This window comes from Methylobacterium sp. 4-46, from assembly GCF_000019365.1.
GTDB lineage: Bacteria > Pseudomonadota > Alphaproteobacteria > Rhizobiales > Beijerinckiaceae > Methylobacterium.
Map to the genome: position 1 here is coordinate 3,887,501 of NC_010511.1, position 21,320 is coordinate 3,908,820.

The 21,320-nt window shown below is 73.7% G+C and carries 17 protein-coding genes (1 of these 17 cut by a window edge); 8 read left to right on the forward strand and 9 right to left on the reverse strand.

Annotated elements, in window-relative coordinates; translation table 11 throughout:
* Positions 1-2,847: the 5' portion of an FAD-binding and (Fe-S)-binding domain-containing protein gene (locus tag M446_RS16660; protein WP_012333269.1), read on the reverse strand. It extends 105 nt beyond the left edge of the window; the window shows 2,847 of its 2,952 coding nt (coding positions 1-2,847); the start codon lies at positions 2,845-2,847; its stop codon lies off the left edge, out of view.
* Between the two features lie 111 nt (positions 2,848-2,958).
* Between M446_RS16660 and M446_RS16665 the strand changes: the two genes are divergently transcribed.
* Complete coding sequence (locus M446_RS16665; protein WP_012333270.1) at positions 2,959-4,152, forward strand: pyridoxal-phosphate-dependent aminotransferase family protein; 1,194 nt, start codon at positions 2,959-2,961, stop codon at positions 4,150-4,152.
* Between the two features lie 31 nt (positions 4,153-4,183).
* On the opposite strand, the gene M446_RS39000 is transcribed toward M446_RS16665, so the two are convergent.
* Positions 4,184-5,158 carry a Hint domain-containing protein gene (locus M446_RS39000; protein ID WP_265576369.1) on the reverse strand — a complete coding sequence of 325 codons (975 nt, stop codon included), beginning with the start codon at positions 5,156-5,158 and terminating at the stop codon, positions 4,184-4,186.
* A 2,034-nt stretch (positions 5,159-7,192) separates the two neighbouring features.
* On the opposite strand from M446_RS39000, the gene M446_RS16675 reads away from it, so the two are divergent.
* The 7 genes from M446_RS16675 (at position 7,193) to M446_RS16710 (ending at position 13,859) form a co-directional block, all read left to right on the forward strand.
* Entirely contained in the window at positions 7,193-7,741 is a 549-nt protein-coding gene (locus M446_RS16675; protein ID WP_012333272.1) for a phage tail protein, read from the forward strand.
* Between the two features lie 521 nt (positions 7,742-8,262).
* Entirely contained in the window at positions 8,263-8,799 is a 537-nt protein-coding gene (locus tag M446_RS16685) for a phage tail protein (protein ID WP_012333274.1), read from the forward strand.
* Between the two features lie 4 nt (positions 8,800-8,803).
* Positions 8,804-9,298 carry a GNAT family N-acetyltransferase gene (locus M446_RS16690; RefSeq protein WP_012333275.1) on the forward strand — a complete coding sequence of 165 codons (495 nt, stop codon included), beginning with the start codon at positions 8,804-8,806 and terminating at the stop codon, positions 9,296-9,298.
* Positions 9,295-9,882 (forward strand): aspartyl/asparaginyl beta-hydroxylase domain-containing protein, encoded by a 588-nt coding sequence (locus M446_RS16695; RefSeq protein WP_012333276.1) that lies wholly within the window; start codon positions 9,295-9,297, stop codon positions 9,880-9,882. Before M446_RS16690 ends, M446_RS16695 begins: the two co-directional genes overlap by 4 nt.
* Complete coding sequence (locus M446_RS16700; RefSeq protein WP_012333277.1) at positions 9,879-11,093, forward strand: sulfotransferase family protein; 1,215 nt, start codon at positions 9,879-9,881, stop codon at positions 11,091-11,093. The genes M446_RS16695 and M446_RS16700 overlap by 4 nt, the downstream gene beginning before the upstream one ends.
* 163 nt (positions 11,094-11,256) lie before the next feature.
* Positions 11,257-11,877 carry a class I SAM-dependent methyltransferase gene (locus M446_RS16705; RefSeq protein ID WP_012333278.1) on the forward strand — a complete coding sequence of 207 codons (621 nt, stop codon included), beginning with the start codon at positions 11,257-11,259 and terminating at the stop codon, positions 11,875-11,877.
* Positions 11,874-13,859, forward strand: coding sequence for a glycosyltransferase (locus M446_RS16710; RefSeq protein ID WP_012333279.1), 1,986 nt, complete (start codon positions 11,874-11,876; stop codon positions 13,857-13,859). Before M446_RS16705 ends, M446_RS16710 begins: the two co-directional genes overlap by 4 nt.
* Before the next feature lie 36 nt (positions 13,860-13,895).
* On the opposite strand, the gene M446_RS16715 is transcribed toward M446_RS16710, so the two are convergent.
* The 7 genes from M446_RS16715 to M446_RS16745 all read right to left on the reverse strand — a co-directional run bounded on the left by M446_RS16715 (position 13,896) and on the right by M446_RS16745 (position 21,314).
* Positions 13,896-14,765 (reverse strand): alpha/beta fold hydrolase, encoded by an 870-nt coding sequence (locus M446_RS16715; protein WP_012333280.1) that lies wholly within the window; start codon positions 14,763-14,765, stop codon positions 13,896-13,898.
* 221 nt (positions 14,766-14,986) lie between these two features.
* Entirely contained in the window at positions 14,987-16,528 is a 1,542-nt protein-coding gene (locus M446_RS16720; RefSeq protein ID WP_012333281.1) for an amidohydrolase family protein, read from the reverse strand.
* A 12-nt stretch (positions 16,529-16,540) separates the two neighbouring features.
* Positions 16,541-17,347 carry a carbon-nitrogen hydrolase family protein gene (locus M446_RS16725; protein ID WP_012333282.1) on the reverse strand — a complete coding sequence of 269 codons (807 nt, stop codon included), beginning with the start codon at positions 17,345-17,347 and terminating at the stop codon, positions 16,541-16,543.
* Complete coding sequence (locus tag M446_RS16730; RefSeq protein WP_012333283.1) at positions 17,344-18,141, reverse strand: ABC transporter ATP-binding protein; 798 nt, start codon at positions 18,139-18,141, stop codon at positions 17,344-17,346. Before M446_RS16730 ends, M446_RS16725 begins: the two co-directional genes overlap by 4 nt.
* Positions 18,138-19,031: an ABC transporter permease gene (locus M446_RS16735; protein ID WP_012333284.1), complete on the reverse strand. Its 894-nt coding sequence runs from the start codon at positions 19,029-19,031 to the stop codon at positions 18,138-18,140. Before M446_RS16735 ends, M446_RS16730 begins: the two co-directional genes overlap by 4 nt.
* A 118-nt stretch (positions 19,032-19,149) precedes the next feature.
* Entirely contained in the window at positions 19,150-20,193 is a 1,044-nt protein-coding gene (locus M446_RS16740) for an ABC transporter substrate-binding protein (protein ID WP_012333285.1), read from the reverse strand.
* A 290-nt stretch (positions 20,194-20,483) separates the two neighbouring features.
* The gene (locus tag M446_RS16745) at positions 20,484-21,314 is read right to left on the reverse strand and encodes an aldo/keto reductase (protein ID WP_012333286.1); all 831 of its coding nucleotides are present in this window, start codon (positions 21,312-21,314) and stop codon (positions 20,484-20,486) included.
* Between the last annotated feature and the right edge of the window lie 6 nt (positions 21,315-21,320).

Sequence of the window (21,320 nt, forward strand, 5' to 3'; positions counted from 1 at the left end):
CTGGTGGCGGCAGCTCGTCCCGTCCGCCACCACGAGGTCGTCCGGGTCCGCCCGCCGCAGGGCCGGAAACAGCGACAACTCCGCCATCGCCACCGAGGCGTCGTAGGTCGCCGCGCCGTACCCGAAGGCGCCCGCCATGCCGCAGCAGCTCGATTCGATCAGCCGCAGGTCGAGCCCCGGCACCTGGCGCAGCACCGTCTCGACCGCCCCCATCGCCCCGAAGGCCTTCTGGTGGCAGTGGCCGTGCAGGTGCGCCACGCGCCCGCCCTGGTCCGCGAGCGGAAGGGCGATCCGGCCGGCCGCGAGGTCGGCGGCGAGCAACTCCTCGAACAGCAGGCTCGCCGCCGCGAGCTCCGCCGCCTCGGCGGGGGGCAGCAGGGCCGCGAACTCGTCGCGCAGGGTGAGCAGGCAGGAGGGTTCGAGCCCCACCACCCGGGCGCCCGCCCGCACGAAGGGCAGCAGCGCGTCGAGGGTGCGGCGCGCCTCGGCCCGGGCCCGGGGCACGTCGCCCACCGACAGGTAGGTGCGCCCGCAGCAGAGCGGGCGGGCGCCGCCCGGCGCCGCCACCCGGTGCAGGCGGTAGCCCGCGCGGCGCAGCACCGTCTCGGCCGCCTCCAGGTTCTCGCGCTCGAAGGCCCGGTTGAAGGTGTCGGCGAACAGCACGACGTCGCGGAAATCCCCGGCGACGTCGGCCGGATGCGCCACCTCCCCGGCCTCCGCGAAGGGGCGGCGCCAGCGCGGCAGCGCGCGCCGGGCCGAGAGGCCGAGATGCCGCTCGCCGAGCCGCGCCAGCGCCGGCACCCGGTTGCGCAGGTTCAGGAGCGGCGCCAGCCGGGCCGCCAGCCCGGCGTAGCGCGGCAGGTGCGCCACCAGCCGCTCGCGCAGGGGCAGCCCGTGGCGGGCGTGGTAATGGTGGAGCACCTCGATCTTCATGCGGGCCATGTCGACGCCGGTCGGGCATTCCCGCCGGCAGCCCTTGCAGGAGACGCAGAGGTCGAGGGCGCGCTTGGTCTCCGGGGCGGTCAGGGCGTCCGGCCCGAGCTGGCCCGAGAGGGCGAGCCGCAGCGTGTTGGCGCGCCCGCGCGTCAGGTGCTCCTCGGAGCGGGTCGCCCGGTAGGAGGGGCACATCACGCCCCCCGCCAGGGACCGGCAGGTGCCGTTGTTGTTGCACATCTCGACCGCGCCGCCGAGCCCGCCCCAGGCCGACCAGTCGAGGGCGGGCGCCGGCGCCGCGACCCGGTAGCCCGCGGGGAAGCGCATCAGGCCGCGGTCGTCCATCCGCAGGGGCCGGACGATCTTGCCGGGATTGAGGCGGTTCTCCGGGTCGAAGGCGTCCTTGACCGCCTCGAAGGCGCGGGTCAGCCGCGGCCCGAACAGGGGCGCGATGAACTCGGAGCGCGAGATCCCGTCGCCGTGCTCGCCCGAATACGAGCCCTTGAAGCGGCGCACCAGGTCGGCGGTCTCCTCCGCGATGGCCCGCATCGCGGCGATCCCGGCCTCCTGCTTGAGGTTGAGGATCGGCCGCACGTGCAGGCAGCCGACCGAGGCGTGGGCGTACCACGTGCCCCTCGTGCCGTGGCGGGCGAAGAGGGCCGTCACCGCGTCGGTGTAGTCGGCGAGGTGCTCCAGGGGCACCGCGCAATCCTCGATGAAGGAGACGGGCTTCGCGTCGCCGCGCATCGACATCATGATGTTGAGGCAGGCCTCGCGCATGCCCCAGACGGTGCGCTGGCGGGCGGGCTCCACCACCGGCACGACCGCCCCGGCGAAGCCGTGATCGGCCATGCAGGCGTCGAGGCGGGCGAGGTCGCGCGCGAGCGCGGCCTCGGATTCGCCGGCGAACTCGACGAGGAGCAGGCAGTCGGGCCGCCCCCGCGCGATGTCGGCGAGCGTCGCGCGGAAGAGCGGGATGTCGGCGCCGAGCACCAGCACGTTGTTGTCGACGAGCTCCACCGCCACCGGATCGAGGGCGACCAGGGCCGGCACCGTCTCCATGGCGGCCCGGAACGACGGGAAGTGGCACACCCCCATCACCCGGTGGGCGGGCAGGCGGGCGAGCCGCAGGGTGACGGCGGTCGTCGCCGCGAGCGTGCCCTCCGAGCCGACGAGGAGGTGGGCGAGGTTCGGGCGCTCGGCCAGCAGCGCGTCGAGATTGTAGCCGCCGACCCGCCGCTGCACCTTCGGGAACCGGGCCTCGATCTCGTCCCGCTCGGCCTCGGCGAGGCGCCGCATCCGCGCGGCGAGGTCCTCCGCCCCGGGCGCGCCCTCGGCGGAGAGCGAGAAGGCGGTGCCGTCCGCGCGCAGGCCGTCGAGGCCGAGCACGTTGTCGACCATCTTGCCGTAGCGCAGCGAGCGGGCGCCGCAGGAATTGTTGCCCACCATGCCGCCGATGGTGCAGCGGCTCGCCGTCGAGGGCTCGACGGGGAAGAACCAGCCATCCGCCTTCAGCCGCGCGTTGAGGCGCTCCAGCACCGTCCCGGGCTCGACCGTGACGGTGCCGGCGGCCGGATCGTAGGCCAGCACCCCGTCGAGGTGGCGCGAGCAATCGACGACGAGCCCCGCGCCGATCGGCTGCCCGTTCTGCGAGGTGCCCCCGCCCCGCATGACGACCGGGACCTCGTGCTCGGCCGCGACCGCGAGCACGGCGGCGATGTCGGCGCGGGTCCGCGGCAGCACCACGCCGCGCGGCATGATCTGGTAGATCGAGGCGTCGGTGGCGTAGCGCCCGCGGTCGAAGGCGCCGAACAGCACCTCGCCCGAGACGGCCTCGCGCAGGCGCCGCTCCAGGGGCGCCGAGGACCCCGCCTCCCGACCCGCCGCCCCCGGATTGCCCAGAGACCCGTGCATCGCCCCCTCCCCTGCCGCCGCGGGCCGGCCGCCGGCTCTTGCCTCTGCCGCATACATAATACAAAATTCAGATCACGCCAAAACCGCAGGCCGACAGCCGGGAGGACCCTCATGACGCACGCGCCGGGCCGCCACTTCCTGCAGATTCCGGGACCGACCAACACGCCGCTGCCGGTCCTCGCCGCGATCGCCAGGCCGACCATCGACCATCGCGGGCCGGACTTCGCCCGGCTCGGCCGCACGGTGCTGGCGGAGATCCGGCCGGTCTTCGGCACGACCAACCCGGTGGTGATCTACCCGGCCTCCGGCACCGGCGCCTGGGAGGCGGCGCTCGCCAACACGCTGTCGCCCGGGGACCGGGTGCTGATGTTCGAGACCGGCTGGTTCGCGACCCTCTGGAGCCGCCTCGCCAAGCGCCTCGGGATCGAGGCGGAATTCCTGAAGGGGGATTGGCGCTCGGGCGTCGACGCGGCCGCCATCGAGGCGCGCCTCGCCGAGGATGCGGGCCACGCCATCAAGGCGGTCTGCATCGTCCACAACGAGACCTCGACGGGGGTGACCTCGAACGTGGCGGCGGTGCGCCGGGCGCTCGACCAGGCGCGCCACCCGGCCCTGCTCCTCGTCGACGCGATCTCGTCGCTCGGCTCGATCGATTACCGGCACGACGCGTGGGGCGTCGACGTCACCATCGCGGGCTCGCAGAAGGGGCTGATGCTGCCGCCCGGCCTGTCCTTCAACGCGGTCTCGGACAAGGCGCTGGCCGCGTCGCGGTCGGCGCGGCTGCCGAACTCCTACTGGAACTGGGAGGAGATGCTGGCCGCGAACGCCACCGGCACCTTCCCCTACACGCCTTCCACGAACCTGCTGCAGGGGCTGGCGGTGGCCCTGGAGATGCTGCGGGCCGAGGGCCTGCCGGCGGTCTTCGCCCGCCACGACCGCGCCGCGGCGGCGACCCGGGCCTGCGTGGCCCATTGGGGCTTCGAGATCCAGTGCCGCAATCCGGAGGACTATTCCTCGGCGCTGACCGCGGTGCGCCTGCCCGAGGGCCACTCGGCGGATGCGCTGCGGGCCGAGATCCTGGAGCGCTGCAACATGTCGCTCGGCAACGGCCTCGGGCCGCTGGCCGACCGGGTCTTCCGCATCGGCCACCTGGGCGATTTCCACGACCTGATGGTCACCGGGACGCTGGCCGGCGTCGAACTGGGCCTGCGGATCCGCGGCATCCCGCACCGCCCGGGCGGCGTCGAGGCCGCCCTGCAGGTGCTCGCCGGCAACGCCGGCCCGGCGGCGCTCGCGGCGGAGTGAGGGGGGCGAGGGCTCAGCCCTCGCCGGGACCTCACCCGGCCGGCCGCCGGCGCGGCGCGGCCTCGCCCTCCCGCGCCGCGGCCTCGGCTTGGGCCTCGACTTGGGCCCCGACTTGGGCCTCGGCTTGGGCTGCGGCCTCGGCTTGGGCCTCCGCCCGGGCCGCGATCTGCGCCCGCGCCGCCGCCAGCACCGGGCCGGCCACCGCCAGCGGCGCGCAGGCCGCCTCGTAGGTCAGCGGCAGGAAGACCGGGTGCAGGCGCGTCACCCCGCCCGCCTCCTCGAAATCCGCCCGCTGCCCGGCATCGAGGTAGCTCTCGCAGGGCACGCCCTCGGCCAGGACCACGTCGTGCAGGTCGAGTTCCACGTGCAGGTACTCCACCTCGGCCACGGCCTCCACCGCCACGCCGCGCCCGTCGACCAGCAGGCCGGCCGGGATCAGGTGGCCGGCGAACAGCACCCCGTGGCCGGGCGAGAGCAGGAGGTCGCGCTCCGGCAGGCCCGGCGCCAGGGCCCCGGCCCGGATCCGCACCGGGCGGACGCGGTCGGGGCGGGGATGGGCGTCGGGGCGCAGGCGGCGGCGCCCGATCCAGACCACCGGCCGGGCCTCGCCGGCGGCGGTGAGGAGGCGGTCGCCGACCGCGAGATCCTCGACGCGGCGCGCGCCCGTGAGCGTGAGCAGGCGGGTGCCGTGGGTGAAGCATTCGGGGCCGGTGGCGCCGGTGGCCCCGGCCGGTCCGGTGCTCCCGGTCGCGCCGGTGGCTCCGGCGGTGCCCGTCGCCCCGGCCGCCCCCGTCGCGCCGGTCGTGCCGCCGGCGCCCGTGGCCCCAGCGGGACCGGTCGCGCCCGCGGCGCCCGTGCTGCCGGTCGCCCCGGCAGCGCCGTCCCTGCCCGTGGCACCCCTCGCGCCGTCCGCGCCGGTGGCACCCGTCGCGCCCGCGGCGCCGGTGCTGCCGGCCGACCCCGTCGCACCGATTCCGGTCGCGCCGGTCGCACCCGCAGCCCCCATGCTGCCGGTCGCCCCGGTGGCGCCGTCCCTGCCCGTGGCACCCCTCGCGCCGTCCGCGCCCGTGGCGCCGGTTGCGCCTGCGGCCCCCGTGCTGCCGGTCGCCCCGGCAGCGCCGTCCCTGCCCGTGGCGCCCCTCGCGCCATCTGCGCCCGCGGCGCCGGTGCTGCCAGCCGACCCCGTCGCGCCGATTCCGGTCGCGCCGGTCGCACCCGCAGCCCCCGTGCTGCCGGTCGCCCCCGCGGCGCCGTCCCTGCCTGTGGCGCCCCTCGCGCCGTCCGCGCCGGTGGCACCCGTCGCGCCCGCGGCGCCGGTGCTGCCGGCCGACCCCGTCGCACCGATTCCGGTCGCGCCGGTCGCACCCGCAGCCCCCATGCTGCCGGTCGCCCCGGTGGCGCCGTCCCTGCCCGTGGCACCCCTCGCGCCGTCCGCGCCCGTGGCGCCGGTCGCACCCGCAGCCCCCGTGCCGCCGGTCGCCCCGGCAACGCCGTCCCTGCCCGTGGCGCCCCTCGCGCCATCTGCGCCGGTGGCACCCGTTGCGCCCGCGGCGCCGGTGCTGCCGGCCGCTCCCGTGCCGCCGGTTGCGCCTGCGGCCCCTGTGCCGCCGGTCGCCCCCGCGGCGCCGTCCCTGCCCGTGGCGCCCCTCGCGCCGTCCGCGCCGGTGGCACCCGTCGCGCCCGCGGCGCCGGTGCTGCCGGTCGCGCCCCCGGCGCCATCCGCGCCCGCGGCGCCGGTCGCGCCCGTGGTCCCCGCCGTGCCCGTCGCCCCCGTCGCACCGGCGGATCCCGTCGCACCGGTCGCGCCCGCGGCGCCGGTCGCGCCATCCGATCCCGTGGCGCCGGTCGCCCCCGCGCCCGTCGCGCCTGTGGCTCCGGTCGCCCCCGCGCCCGTGGGGCCCGTGTCTCCCGTCGCACCGGTCGCGCCTGTGGCGCCTGTGGCGCCCGCTCCCGTGGCGCCCGTCGCACCGGCCGTGCCCGTCGCGCCGGTGGAGCCCGCGGCCCCGGTCGGCCCGGTCGCGCCCGTGCCCGTGGCGCCGGTGGCCCCTGTCGCGCCTGTGGCTCCGCTCCCCGTTGCGCCAGTGGCGCCCGTTGCGCCCGTTGCGCCGCTGGCACCTGTCGGCCCGGGTGCGCCCCCTCCGGCCGTGACGGTGACATTCGAGAAGACGAGCTTCGCGTAATTCACGTCATAGTTCGCTCCACCCAAACCGTTTGCCTTGTCGACGCCGCCAGCACTAAGTGTTGCGGACGCGCCGGTATCCTGGCCATTCGAATTGTAGACTGCTGAACTGGTGAGGCTCGTCGGTGCTGGTGAATTAAAGTAGGTTGGATTTTCGATGATGGCGGTGAAGCTGCGGCCGCTTCCGACGGTCGCCGTGGTTGTCAGCGAGAAATATGCGGAAGTTCCTGTGGTGCTGCCTGAGGGTGTAAAGTAATATCCTGAAGATCCAATAAAATTAGATGCAGACAGGGTCGATGTGCCGGTCGTGTCATAAAGAAGTACGATGCCTGAATTCGAAACTGCATTTGTTAGGGGCTGTACGAAATTTGCCGTTACCGTGATCGTTCCGTAGGCCATCGAACCCGATCCCCAAATGTTCCGCCGCCGCTTGTGCGGCGTTGCCGACAGCAAAGGTGGCGAAGGGGACCGTCACGCGGAGGACGCGATTTCGCCAGCCGGCCCCGCCGAATGACCTTGATCTCTTCCGTTCGGAGAGATTGGTGGTCAAGTCCTGTGAGCGGGATGGGAGCGGATGTTCGCCAGATCAGTGAGACGTGTTGCCGAAAAGGCATAATTCCTTTAATACGAATACATAGTGTGAGTTTATACATATGCTGGTATATAGTAACTTTGGCTTCGTCGGCTACCATGATGGCGATTTCAGCGCGATCATGAGAGAGGTGACAGTTTTATAAACTGCATGTGGACTTGAATGATATAATCAGCTAGGAGGACGCGGTGCACAGGAGCGGTCCTGTTGCTGTGCATGGTGTCCCGTGGTTTCTCTTAACTTCCGTGTATCTTTAAAAGGAGGTGGGTATGACGGCGCTATATGTTGGTCAAATCACGCTGTTTGCCGGGAATTTTGCTCCCAGAAATTGGGCGTTCTGCAATGGCCAGATCATGCAGATTGCGCAGCACCCAGCGCTGTTCGCGATTCTCGGCAACACCTACGGCGGCGATGGAAAGACGACCTTCGCCTTGCCTGATCTGCGCGGTCGCGTGCCGCTGCATCCCGGCCAAGGGGCCGGCCTGTCGAGTTACGTGCTCGGCCAGCATGCGGGGACCGAGACTGTGACGCTCGGCGTCCAGCAGATCCCCGCGCATTCGCACAAGATCACTGGGGACGCGACCGACGGCAACGTCAGCTCGCCCGACAAGGCTCACCTGGCACAGGCGACGGTGACGATCGGAGGAAGGCCCACGCCGGTTCTCAATCACACCTCCGGCACGGCGGCGAAACCGGTGTCCCTGGCGGACGACACGGTCCAGAATGCCGGCGGCTCGCAGGCCCATCCCAACATTCAGCCCTACCTCGCGCTCAACTTCATCATCGCCGTCGAAGGCATCTACCCGGCCCGGAATTGACGGGGCCCGGCGGAGGGCCGTGGCCGCCGGGCCCGGGAAGCACGCGCCGTTCCCGCTGGGGTGGCGCGCCTTGGCGCGGCCCCGACCCCCGCGCCCGGCGGCTTTCGGCAGGACCGACGTCGGGTTCGAGGCGCGTCCGGTCGACGCGCCCGGCGCCGCGCAGGCGGCGGTCACGTGGCCGAGGGCGAACCCGACCGCGGAACGAGGCCCGCTGGCCGCAGCGGCGTCAGAGGCGCGCAACCTGCAGCGACATGTCGCCGAGATGACAGATTCCCGCCGGCCCGACGACATCTCGTGAATATCTGAACATGCTCGGCAAGAGTATCTCGCGCGCCCGAGAATGGACGAGCCGCAATCGATTCTCGTGAGATTTTTTCACTGCGTCGCGCCCTCGCAAAATCCATGGACTCGTCTCCGGTGACGGGATACGAGCACGCGGTGCGCCGAAACCGATTCTGCTGCGGCGCACGATCTTCGGTCTCATCTCCGAATTCGCCGTCGATCTTCAGGAATTTTCAGTCATGACCGAGCCTTTCGTTGGTCAGATCATGCTCTTCGCAGGGAATTATGCGGCCCGGGGGTGGGCGTTCTGCCATGGTCAGCTCCTGCCGATCGCGCAATATCAGGCGCTGTTCGCGATTATCGGCACCACCTACGGCGGCGACGGCAGGGTGAGCTTCGCGCTGCCCGATCTGCGCGGGCGCGTCCCGGTCAGCGCCGGCCAAGCGCCCGGCCTCTCGAATTACGTGCTCGGCGACAAACTCGGCGACGAGGCCGTGACCCTGACGCAGGCACAGATCCCGGCGCACAGCCACCTGGTGACCGTCAGCGACGCCCAGGGGACGCAGGTCGCCGCGGCCGGGGCCTTCCTGGCGAACACGAGCGATGCCAACAACAGGCCCCTGAAGACCCACAACCCGGCGCCGGCCCAGTCGGTGGTGCTGAACCCCGGGACGATCCAGAGCACCGGCGGCTCTCAGCCCCACGAGAACCGGCAGCCGACGCTGGTCCTGAACTATCTCATCGCCCTCCAGGGCCTCTTCCCGGCCCGGAACTGACGGCGTGGCGGCGGCGCACGAGGCGGGCCCGGCGGACGTCCCCGTCCGCCGTCCCGAGCGGCCCGAGGACGCGCCCTTCCTGCGGGCGCTGTTCGCGGCGGCGCAGGGCACGCCCCTGGAAGGGCTGCCCGCGCCCCTGCGCGCCCTGCTGCTCGACCAGGGCTTCGCCGGGCAGGCGGCGACCTACCGGGCGCTCTACCCGCAGGCGTGCCACGAGATCGTCGAGGCGGGCGGCGTCCCGGTCGGGCGGCTCGTCACCGCCCGCGGGGCGGCGCTGACCGTCGTGGACGTGGCGCTGCTGCCCCCCTGGCAGGGGCGCGGCCTCGGCACTCGCCTCCTCGGCGAGGTGATGGCTGAGGCGGCCCGGCTCGGCCTGCCGGTCCACCTCACGGTGGCGCAGGGCAATGCGGGCGCGCGCCGCCTCTACGCGCGCCTCGGCTTCCGGCCCATCGCGCAGACCGACCTCACCCTCGACCTCGCCTGGAGCCCCGCCCCGTGACCCCCGTCCCCGACCGGCTGCGCCTGCCCCTGCGCTTCGACGCCGCCGCCATGGCGGCCGAGTGCGCGGCCCTCGGCGGCACGCCGTGGCTGCGCCACTTCATCACCCGCAACTACGCGGGCGAGTGGGACGTGATCCCGCTGCGCGCCCCGGCCGGCGCGACCCATCCGGTGATGATGATCGCGGCCGACCCGCCGGCGGGCGACTTCGCCGACGCGCCCGCCCTCGCCGCCTGCCCGGCGATCCGGGCGGCGCTGGCCGCCCTGCCCTGCCCGCTCGCCAGCGTCCGGCTGATGCGGCTCGGGCCCGGCTCGGTGATCCGCGAGCACCGCGACCGCGACCTCGCCTTCGAGGACGGGGCGGTGCGGCTGCACGTGCCCCTCGTCACCAATCCGGGCGTGGACTTTCGGCTCAACGGCGCGCGGGTGGTGATGGAGCCGGGTTCCTGCTGGTACTTGCGCCTGTCGGACCCGCACAGCGTGCGCAACGACGGCGCCGCGGCGCGGATCCACCTCGTCATCGACGCGCAGGTGGACGCGTGGGTCGCGGCGCTGTTCCGCGCCGCGCGGGAGGCGGGCGGATGAGCCGGGACGGATTCGCGGCCCTCGCGCGCCGCGTCGCCGCGGATGCGGCGCTGGCGGCCTCCCTGCGGCCGATCCTCGACCGCGACGCCTTCGTGGCGGCCGCCTGCGCGGCCGCGGCGCCGGCCGCCGAGGCGGTGACGCCCGCCGACGTGGAGGCGGCGATGCGGGCCAATCGCCACGGCTGGCTGATGCAATCGGCGCCCCTCGCCCTGCCGGGCGAGGTCGGGCCGATCGAGAACGACGACCCGGACGCCTTCGCGGGCTGGACGCCCTTCCGCACCGGCTGGGCGGACGGGACCCTGACCGTCGATTGGTGCCATCTCGGGGCGCGCCGCCCGACCGAGCCGTTCTTCTTCGAGACGATCTCGCGCGAGATCGGGGCGCCCTTCAACGCGGCCTTCCAGCAGCGCAGCCGCGCCGACGCCCTGGCGGCCCGCCCGCCCGGCCTGCCGCCCGCGGGCTTCATCTTCCACATGGCCCGCTGCGGCTCGACCCTGTGCGCCCAGGTGCTCGCGGCGGACCCGTCCACCCTGGTGCTGTCGGAGCCGGGGCCGCTGCGGGGCGTGCTGGAGGCCGGGCATGGCGGGGGCCTCGCCCCGGCCCGCGTCGATGCATGGCTCGGCGGCCTGGTCGGCGCCCTCGCGGCGCGGCGCTTCCCCGACGAGGCGCGGGCCGTGGTGAAGTTCATGGCCGCGGACGTGCTCGACCTGGCGCGGATCCAGCGCGTCTTCCCGGACGTGCCCTGGCTCTTCCTCTACCGCGAGCCGCTGGAGATCCTGGCCTCGCAGCGGCGGCAGGCCGGGGCCGACACGATGCCGGGCCGGATCCCGGCCTCCCTGCTGGGGCTCGCCGAGGCCGACCTGTTCGCGCTGGCGCCGGACCTCTACCAGCTGCGGGTGATGGCGGCGCTCGGGCGCGCGGCGCTCGACGGCCTCGCCCGGGCGCCCGGGCGCGGGCTGATCCTGCGCTACGACGACCTGCCGGAGGCGATCCTCGGCCGGGTCGCGCCGCATTTCGGGCTGTGGCCGGACGCCGCCGTCCTGGCGGCGATGCGGGCGGCGGCGGCGCGGGACGCGAAGGCGCCGGGCCGCGCCTTCCGACCCGACGCCGAGGCCAAGCGGCGCGAGGCGGCGCCCTGGCGGGAGGCCGCGGCGGCGATCACCGGCGAGGTCGTCGCGGCGCTCGACGCGGCCCGCGGCGCCGGCCCGTGAGAGGGCCTCCGGCGATGGGAGAGTCTCCGGCGATCGGTTCGGCACGGCCGTCGGGCGCGGCCGCCGCGCGGGATCGGCGATCGAGAACCGGTATGACATGACCCAGCGGCAGGACCGGCCCGCGCAACGGCGGCCCGGTCCTGCGGCCCACTCCGAGGAGGCCATGACCGACACCGCCGCGATCGCCCGCGCCTTCGAGACCATCTACCGGGCCGACAGCTGGTCGCACGGCTCGGGGCCCGGGTCCCGTCCGGTCAACACGATCGCGTACCGCGCCTTCCTGGAGCGCTTCATCGCGGAGAACCGCGTCGCCACCGTGACCGAACTCGGCTGCGGGGACTGGCAGTTCTCCCGCCTGATCGACTGGAGCGGCGTCACCTACACGGGGTTCGACGTCGTCGAGAGCGTGATCACCCGGAACCTCGCCCGCTACTGGCGGGACACGGTCGATTTCCGGCTGCTGACGCGCATCGAGGACCTGCCGGGAGGCGACCTCCTCCTGGCCAAGGAGGTGCTCCAGCACCTGCCGCTCGGGGTGATCCGGGCGTACCTGCCGGTGATCCGGTCGCGCTATCGCTTCGCCCTCATCACCAACACCGACAAGCCCGAGGACGGCCTCAACGGCGAGATCGAGCCGGGCGGCTACCGGCCCCTGCGGCTCGACCGACCGCCCTTCGACCTGCCGGGCGCAGTCGTCCTCACCTATTGTCCGCAGACGGAGACCGGCATGTGGCGCAATTCCGTGTTCCTGACCTTCGGGACCGGAGGAGGGAACCCCGCATGACCGCCGACCGGGGCATCTGCCTCTGCATGATCGTGAAGGACGAGGCGCCCGTGATCCGGCGCTGCCTCGACTCCGTGCGGCCCCTGATCGACCACTGGGTGGTCGTCGATACGGGCTCGACCGACGGGACGCAGGAGATCGTGCGCGACGCCCTCGCCGGGCTGCCCGGCGCGCTGGTGGAGCGGCCCTGGCGCGACTTCGCCCACAACCGCAGCGAGGCGCTGGACCTCGCCCGGCCGCGCGGCGCCTATTCGCTGATCATCGACGCCGACGACACGCTGGAGATCCCGGACGGCTTCGTCCTGCCGCCCCTCGACGCGGATTCCTACACGCTCGACATCCGGTTCGGGGCGATCGCCTACCGGCGCCCGCAGCTCGTGCGCAACGCCCTCCCGTGGCGCTACCGGGGCGTGCTGCACGAGTTCCTGGCCTGCGAGGAGGCGCGCAGTTCCGGGCACCTGCCCCTGACGATCCGCGTGAGCGAGGACGGGCGGCGGCGGCGCGATCCGGCGACCTATCGGCGCGACGCGGCGGTGCTGGAGCAGGCGCTCGCCGCCGAGACCGACCCCTTCCTGGTCGCGCGCTACACCTTCTACCTCGCGCAGACCTACCGCGATTGCGGCGCCGTCCAGCAGGCGGTCGAGGCCTATCTCCGGCGGGCGACCCTGGGCTTCTGGGAGGAGGAGGTCTTCGTCAGCCTCTACCAGGCCGGCCGCCTGATGGAGGCCCTGCGGGCGGATCCGGACGAGATCCTGGCGGTCTACCGCCGGGCCGGCGAGGTCCGGCCGGGCCGCGTCGAGGCGGCCCACGCGGCGAGCCGCTTCTGCCGCGGCATCGGGCGCAACCGCCAGGGCCACGCCATCGCCAAGGAGGCCCTGGGCCGGCCCGCCCCGGCCGACGGGCTCTTCGTCGAGCGCTGGATCTACGCCTACGGCCTCGCCGACGAGTACGCGATCAACGCCTACTGGGCGGGCGCGATGCACGATTGCATCGACGGCTGCCTGCGCGCCCTGCACAGCGAGATGCTGCCTGGCCCCGACCGCGAGCGGATCCTGCGCAACCTGCGCTTCGCCGCCTCGGCCCTGGAGCAGGCCCCGCCGCGGCAGCCCTCCCCGCCCCTCGATCCGCCGGCGGCGCTGCGGCCGCTGCGAAGCCGCCTGCCCGAGCCGGCCCCGCGCGTGCTCCTCGCCGTCCTGGCCAAGCAGAAGGAGCCCGTGCTCGACCTCTACCTCGACTGCATCGAGGCCCTCGACTACCCGAAATCATCGATCGTCCTGTGCGTGCGCACCAACAACAACACGGACCGGACGGGCGGGATGCTGCGCGCCTGGCTCGACCGGGTCGGGGGGCTCTACGCCGGGATCGTCTTCGACGACGCGGACGTGCCCGAGCCGGTGCAGGACCTCGCGGTGCACGAGTGGACGCCCCAGCGCTTCGCGGTCTTGGGCGCGATCCGCCAGCGCAGCCTCGCCCTCACCCTGGCGCGGGACTGCGCCTTTTACTTCGTGGCGGATGCCGACAACTTCCTGATCCCGTCGACCCTGCGCGATCTCGTGAGCCTGAACCTGCCGATCGTGGCGCCGATGCTGCGGGAGGTGAAGCCCGGCTCGCGCTACGCGAATTTCCACGCGGCGGTGGATGCGCAGGGCTACTTCGCGGAATCGCGGGACTACGACGCGCTGCTCGAGCGGCGGATCCTCGGCGTGGTCGAGGTGCCGGTGGTCCACTGCACCTACCTCGTGCGGGCGGACGCGATCCCGCTCCTGCGCTACGAGGACGGCAGCGGGCGGCACGAATACGTGGTGTTCTCCGACCATGCGCGGCGCCGGGGCATCCCGCAATACCTGGACAATCGGCGCTGCTACGGCTGCCTGACCCTGGAGGACGACGACCCGGAGGCGCTCGCCGCGCGGCTCCCGGCGATCCTGGCCTTCCTGCGCGAGGTGCGGGCGGGTGATCGGCCGGAGCCCGCGCGGGCCTGAGCCGGCCCCGGCCGGGCCGCCGCGGGCGCCGCCCGCTCACCCGCCGTCCGGACGGGTCAGAAAGGCGGCGAGCGCCGCGTTCACCGCCTCCGGCTCCTCGTGCTGCAGCCAGTGGGTCGCCTCGGGGAACCACGCGACCTCGCCCTCGTCGCAGGCGGCGAGGCAGGTCTCGGCGAGGTCCGGGCTGAGGGCGATGTCCTTGCGGCCCCACAGGATCAGGGTCGGCACGCGGATCCGGCCCGGCGCGGGCGCGCGCTTGGGGAAGGCGCGGTACCAGTTCAGCATGCCGGTGAGCGCGCCCGGCTCGGCCCAGGCCGTCTCGTAGCGGGCGAGGTCCTCCGGCGTGAAGGCGCCCGGCCGGCTGGTGAGGCGCAGCGCCTCGCGCAGGGCCAGGAAGCGCCCGGCCCGCAGGGCCGCCTCCGGCAGCCGGGGCGGCTGGAACCCCGCGAAGTAGCCGAGCCGCAGGGCCTGCAGCGGGTGCCGGCGCAGGAAGGCGGTGAGCAGGTCGGGATGCGGCGCGTTGAGGACGGCGAGCCGGGCGATCCGCTCGGGCCTGCGCGCGGCGAGCCACCAGCCGAGGATGCCGCCCCAATCGTGGCCGACGAGGCGGATCCGCGCGGCGCCGTGGGCGTCCGCGACGGCCAGCACGTCCCCGGCGAGGCGCTCCAGCCGGTAGGCCGCCACCGCGGCGGGCTTGCTGGAGCGGCCGTAGCCGCGCTGGTCGAGGGCGACGACGCGCAGGCCCGCGGCCGCGAGCGGTCCGATCTGGTGGCGCCAGCCGTACCAGAATTCCGGGAACCCGTGCAGCAGGATGGTCAGGGGCCCGTCCGGTGGGCCGGCCGAGGCGAGACCGAGCGTCGCCTCGGGCAGGCGCAGGAGGGTGAGGTCGGGGTCGGACGGCGGCATGGCGGCTCCCGGGCGGGCCTCGCGGGCAACGCCGCCGCCCGATCCCGGATCCCGTCATACCCAATCCGCTTGATCCCTTCGGGATGGCGGATTGGGGCTTCGCTCAGGCGCCGCGCGGGCTGGTGATCCGCTTGATCCCTTCGGGATGGCGGATGTGGGCTTCGCTCAGGCGCCGCGCGGGCTCGCGATCCGGGATCCGCTTCGATCAAGCGGATCCCGGATCAGACGGCGGACGAGGCGGCGTAGAAGGGGCTCCGCGGCGTCTCCGGCAGGTAGCCGTCGTAGAAGGCCTTCACGTGCGGGAAGACCGCCCGGCCGAGGCGGCGGCGGGTCTCCTCCTCGGGCGTGCGCGGGCGGGTCAGGATCGCGGCGATCTCGGCCAGCACCGCGTCCCGGTCGATTCGCGTGAAGCGGCCCTCGGCGTAGACGAGGTCGCCGTCGATGTAGACCGCGTCCACGCTGTCGATCTTGGCCCGCTGCACCAGCGCGTCGAGCATCGGGATGTCCGGGTCCTGGAACGGGTAGGTGGCCCGGCGCCAGTTGATCAGCGAGGCGTCGAAGAAGCGCCCGGGCTCCAGCCGCCCGATCGTGGCGCCGAAGGCCGTGGTCATCGCCCCCGATTCTGTCGCCATCCGGACGATCTGCGCGGGCGTCGGCACGTCGTCGTCGTCCATGCCCGGCACCCGGTGGACCCGCAGCGCCAGGCGCAGCTCCTGGAGCATGTCGCGGTCGTCGTTGAGACCGGCCTCGTCGAGCCCCATCCCGACCGTGATGCCCTTGCGCTCCCAGGTGTTGAGCGGGGCGAGGCCCGAGCGCAGGCGGAAATTCGAGGAGCAATTGTGGCACAGGCAGGTGCCGGTCTGCGCGACGATGTCGATGTCCTCGGCGGTGAGCCAGACCCCGTGGCCGAGGGTCATGTGCGGCCCGAGCACGCCGAGATCGTGCAGGTGGCGCAGGGCCGTCTTGCCGGTGCGGCGGCGGGCATATTCCTTCTGGTAGGCGGTCTCCAGCAGGTGCATGTGCATCGGCGCGCCGGCGGCGCGGGCGCGCGCGTCCAGGGCCACCAGCCCCTCGTCGGTGCACCAGTGCAGGTTGGCCGGGGCGAGCTGGATGCGGGTGAGGCGCTGGCCCTCGTTCTCCTCCCGCAGCGCGTCGAACAGGCGCAGGAAGTCGTCGAAGGGCATCGCCTGCGCCCTCAGGTGGGCCGCCAGTTCGGCGCCGAGATCGGCGGGCAGCCGGGCGCAGAACGCCTCGTCCGCCTCGTAGACGAGGCGGTTCTGCTCGCGCACCGCGTAGCAGTAGGAGGCGCGCATGCCGAGGCTGCGGTAGCTGTTCAGCGTCTGCGTCGCGGCCGCGTGGATCGCCTCGTAGCCGCCGGCCATCCAGCCCTGGATGTGCTGCACCGTGGTGACGCCGGAGGCCACCATCTCGAAGGCCGAGTAGAGCGTGTCGAGGGTGAGGTCGATGCGCCGGGCGGGCAGCCGGCTCGCGAACCACAATTCCAGCGCGTAGTCGGGCGAGCCCAGCTGCAGCGGGGTGAGCCCGACATGGTGGTGGCTGTTGACGAAGCCCGGCAGCATGACGTGGCCGGGATAGCGGCGCAGCTCCGCCCGCGGCGCCTGCCGCTGCAGCGCCTCCGCGGGGCCGACCGCCGCGATGATCCCGTCGCGGGAGAGGACGGCGCCGTCCTCGACGATGATCGGGGTGTGGCGGTCCCGGATCCCGGTGACGACCCAGCCGGCCTGGACGATGAGTTCTGCCATTGGCGCGTTCCGTTACGCTGTGGGGAGGGAGGGCCGGAGCGGGGCCGGCGGGAGGGTGGCGAGGGCCGGCGCCGCCGCGCCCGGCGGGCTCGCCGCCAGCACGGTGCCGTCCGGGCCGAGGACGAGGCTCTCGCCGTCGTGCCGCACGGGACGGCCGAGCCCGTGCTCGACCCCGTACCGGGCGGCGGCCACGGCCGGGAGGCCGCAGCGCCGGAGATGGCCGGCGAGTTCGCGGCGGAAGAAGCCCGGCGGATCCTGCGGCGCCGGGCCGGCGACCAGCACGGCGACGAGGTCGGCCGCCCCGGCGAGACGGTCCCAGCTCTCGGCGAAGCGGCGGTCGTAGCAGACGAGGGCGGCGAGGCGCCGCCCCGCGACCGGGACGACGCGGGTCTCCGCCGGGCCGGGGCGGAAATGGTCCGCCTCCCCGACGCTGTCGCCCGGGCCGGGCGGCGGCAGGCGCCGCTTGGCCGCGAGCCGCACCACGCCGCCGTCCGGCGCGGCGAGCAGCGCGGCGTTGAGCGGCCGCTCCGCCCCGTCCTCGGCGAGCGCCATCCCGAAGACCAGGGCGAGGCGGTGGCGGCGGGCCAGCGCGCGCATCCGCGCGACCGTCGGACCCGCGGCCGGCTCGGCGAGGTGGCGCCAGCGCGCCGGGTCGTCCCCCGCCACGCAGGGCAGGACGGTGAGTTCCGGCAGGACCGCGAGGGCGGCGCCGGCCCGCGCGGCCGCCGCGGCGCCCGCCTCGACCTCCCGCCAGGGAGCGTCCGGGTCGGCCCCGGCCGGGCCGACCGGCAGGGCCGCGACGCGAAGCGCGGCGGTCATCGCGCCGCCAGCGCTTCCTGCTCGGCGAAGGCGCGGTCGACCTCGGCGCCGAGCAGGTCGGTGAACAGGTCGCGATAGGCGTGATAGCGCGGGTCCCGCGACGGCCGCGGGCGCGGCAGGTCGATCGGCACGATCGTCTTCACCCGGCCCGGCCGCGCCGTGAACACCACGACCCGGTCGGCGAGCGCGATCGCCTCGTCGATCGAGTGGGTGACGAGGATCACCGAGGCGCCGCTGTCGCGCCAGATCTGCAGCAGGAAGTCCTGCATGCGCGAGCGGGTCTGGACGTCGAGGGCCGCGAAGGGCTCGTCCATCATCAGCACCTTCGGGCGCATGGCGAGCGCCCGGGCGCAGGCGGCGCGCTGGCGCATGCCGCCGGAGAGCTCGTCCGGCTTCTTGTCGAGCATGTCGCCGAGCCCGACCCGGCGCAGCATCTCGGCCGCCCGCTCGCGGCGCTTGGCCGGCGGCACGTGCTGGATGGCCAAGCCGAAGGCGACGTTGTCCGCGAGGCTGAGCCAGGGGAAGAGGGACGCCTCCTGGAAGATCATGCCGCGCTCGGCCGAGGGACCGGTGACCGGCAGCCCGTCCGACAGGATCTCGCCGCCGGACACCTCCTCGAGCCCGGCGATCATGGAGAGGAGCGTGGACTTGCCGCAGCCCGAAGGGCCGAGGAGCACCACGAACTCGCCCGGCGCCACGTCGAGATCGAGCTCGGCCAGCGCCTGGACCGGGGCGCGGCCCTCCGGCATCCAGCGCTTCGAGACGCCGCGGATCGAGATGGCGGGCCGGGTCATCGCACGCCTCCCGGGCCGATCCACCACAGCATCCGGCGCTGCACCTGCCGCAGGCCGAGATCGGACAGGAAGCCGAGCAGCCCGATCACCGCCATGGTGAAGAAGACCAGCTTGGCGTTGAAGGTCGAGCGCGCCATCGCGGTGATCTGCCCGAGCCCGGTGCCGACCCCGACCGTCTCGGCGATCAGCACCACCATCCAGGCCCCGAACAGGTTGAGGCGCAGGGTCACGAACAGGCTCGGCAGGATCGCGGGCAGGATCACCCGCCAGAAGGTCTGCCGGTGCGTCGCCCCCATGATCCGCGCCACGTGGATGTAGGTCTTCGGCACGCTCTCGATCTGCGCCCCGGTCGAGAGCACGATGGCGAAGAACAGCGTGATGAAGACGAGGAAGATCGCCGGCTTGTCGCCGATGCCGAAGACGAAGATCGCGACCGGCAGCCAGGCTACCGGCGAGATCGGGGCGAGCATCAGCACGATCGGCATCAGCAGGTTGCGCAGGAGGCGGACGGAGTGGAGCAGCGCCCCGACGAGGACGCCGCCCACGAAGCCGAGCGCCAGCCCGACCAAGACCCGCATCGTGGTCCAGGCCATGGTGACGAGGAGCGCCGCGACGCCGCCCCCGCTCGCCACGCTGCCGACGCGGTTCGAGCGGTCGAAGTAGCGCAGCGTCCCGGGGATGTCCGCCAGGAACAGGTGCGGCGGCGGCAGGAGCAGCGGGTTGAGGAGGTCGAGCGCCCAGAGCGCTTCCCACAGGCCCGCGAACAGGCCGATGGAGAGGGCGGCCCAGCCGAGGCCCGCGAGGCGCCGCCGCCAGGCGTGGCCGAGGCGGGGCAGGCCGGCGCGCGCCGCCGGGGCCGCGAGCGGGCCGATCCGTGCGTGCGTGGTCACGAGATGATCCCTGTCGGAGCCGCTTTCGCCGAACGGGACGGCGGCTCGGCGGACGAGGCGGAAATCGGGACCCCGGCGGAACGGCCTCGCGCGCTTCTGCCGAGGAGGGGCGGCGCGATCAGGCCGATTTCAGCTTGAGCCCGTCGTACAGGGGCTTGTTCTCGGCGATCACCGCCTCCAGCAGGCTCCAGTCGAAGGCGCCCTCGTCCGGGGCCTTCCTGACGTAGCCGAGTTCCTGCATCGAGGTGCCGCGCGCCAGGATGAACCGGGTCTGGTTGCGCTGATCCACCACGATCGGCTGCTTGGAGGAGGCGTCGACCGCCGCCTCCATGCTGGTCTTGTAGTACTTGCCGACCGTGTCCTTGAGGGCGGCGCCCTTGTCCGCCTCGGCCTGGGCCTGGGCCACGAACAGGGCCTTGATGACGGCCTTCACGGCGGCGGGGTTGCTCTTGAGGAGCGGCGTGCGCACGGCGAGCACGCAGTCGGAATAGCCCTTGCCGTAGACGTCGGTCCCGTCCGAGAGCACGTGCGCGCCCTTGCGGCCGCGCACGCATTGCGAGGCGTAGGGCTCGATGTGGCAGATCGCATCGAGGGCGCCGGCCAGGAAGGCCTGGGCCAGTTCGGGCGAGGTGTCGAGGTACTTGATCTCGACGTCCCGGAAGCCGAGGCCCGCCTTCTTGAGGTAGTCGTAGGGCAGGACCTCGAGCGTGTCGGCCTGGAAGGTGCCGAAGGTCTTGCCCTTGAGGTCGGCCGCGGAGGCGATGCCGTCGCGCGCCACGATGATGCAGCCCTCGACGCCGCCGCCCGCGACGATCCTCACCGGCGCGCCCGCGTCGTAGAGGGTCATGAAATTCGAGTAGGGGATCATCGACATGTCGACGAGGCCCGCCCCGAACATCGTGGTGATCTCGGTGTTGGAGGGCGTCACCACGAAGTCGAGTTCGACGCCGTCCGCCTTGGTCAGCTCGCGCTCCTTGGCGAGGAAGATGCCCATGTTGCAGAAGCCGGAGCCGTGGGTGGCCTTGATCACGGTCCCGGCGGCGGCGGGCGCGAGCAGGCCCGCCAGATGGGCCGGCAGGGCGAGCGCCGCCGCGGCGGCGCTTCGGGCGAGGAAGCCCCGCCGGGAGAAGTTTCGGTAGAACAGCCCGTCACGACCGCACATGCTCGAACCCCGTCTCGAAGGGCGTCGCGGTGGTCCGGTGAACGGGGCTTCGCCGCAAGCGGGCGGGGCCGCTCGGCCATGGGCGCAAGGCCGGGCGCAGGCTCAACGGATACCCGACGATGGGCACGCCAACCCGACAAGAGCCGACCCGGCTCTGCGCTGCGCCGGTTACCAAGCAAGCGGCGTGCCAAGTCTTGCGCCGCATCCGCCGGCGGGGTCCGGGCGCGGCGGGCCGGACGCGCAAGCGAGAATCGGCTTCTCCCAGCGGTCGTGTGCCATGACCGCCGGGATCAGAGCATGGCGAGCGGGGTCTTGCGGCGGGGCGGCGGGAAGGCGGCGTCGAGGGCGGCCAGGTCCTCGGCGCCGAGGGCGAGGTCGGCCGCGCGGGCATTCTCCTGCACGTGGGCGAGGCGACCTGCCTTCGGGATCGCCATCACGCCCGGGCGCCGCAGCGTGAAGGCGAGCGCCACCTGATAGGGCGTCGCCCCGTGCCGGGCCGCCACCGCGGCGAGGGCCCCGTCCCCGGGCAGCCGGCCCTGCTCGACCGGGCTGTAGGCCATCGCGGCGATGCCGCGCGCGTCCATGGCGGGCAGGAGGTCGAATTCCGGGCCGCGGCGGGTCACGTTGTAGAGGATCTGGTTGACCGCACAGGCCGCGCCGCCGGCCTCGGCGAGGTCGTCGAGATCCTCCGTGTCGAAGTTGCTGACGCCCCAGGCGCGGATCTTGCCCGCGCGCACCAGGGCCTCCAGGGCCTCGACCGTCTCGCCGAGGGGCACGTCGCCGCGCCAGTGCAGGAGGTAGAGGTCGAGGTGATCGGTCCTGAGCCGGCGCAGGCTCGCCTCGCAGGCGCGCGGCAGGCGGGCGCGGCCGGCATTGTGCGGGTAGACCTTGCTGACGAGGAAGACCCGCCGGCGCAGCCCGGCCAGGGCCTCGCCCAGGAAGGTCTCGGTCTCGCCCTCGCCGTACATCTCGGCGGTGTCGATCAGCGTCATGCCGAGATCGATGCCGGCGCGGAGCGCCTCGGCCTCGGCGCGCCGCGCGGCCGGCGCCTCGCCCATCCGCCACGTGCCCTGGCCGAGGACGGGAATGAGGGTGCCGGTGCGGAGGGCGAGGGCGCGCATGGATCT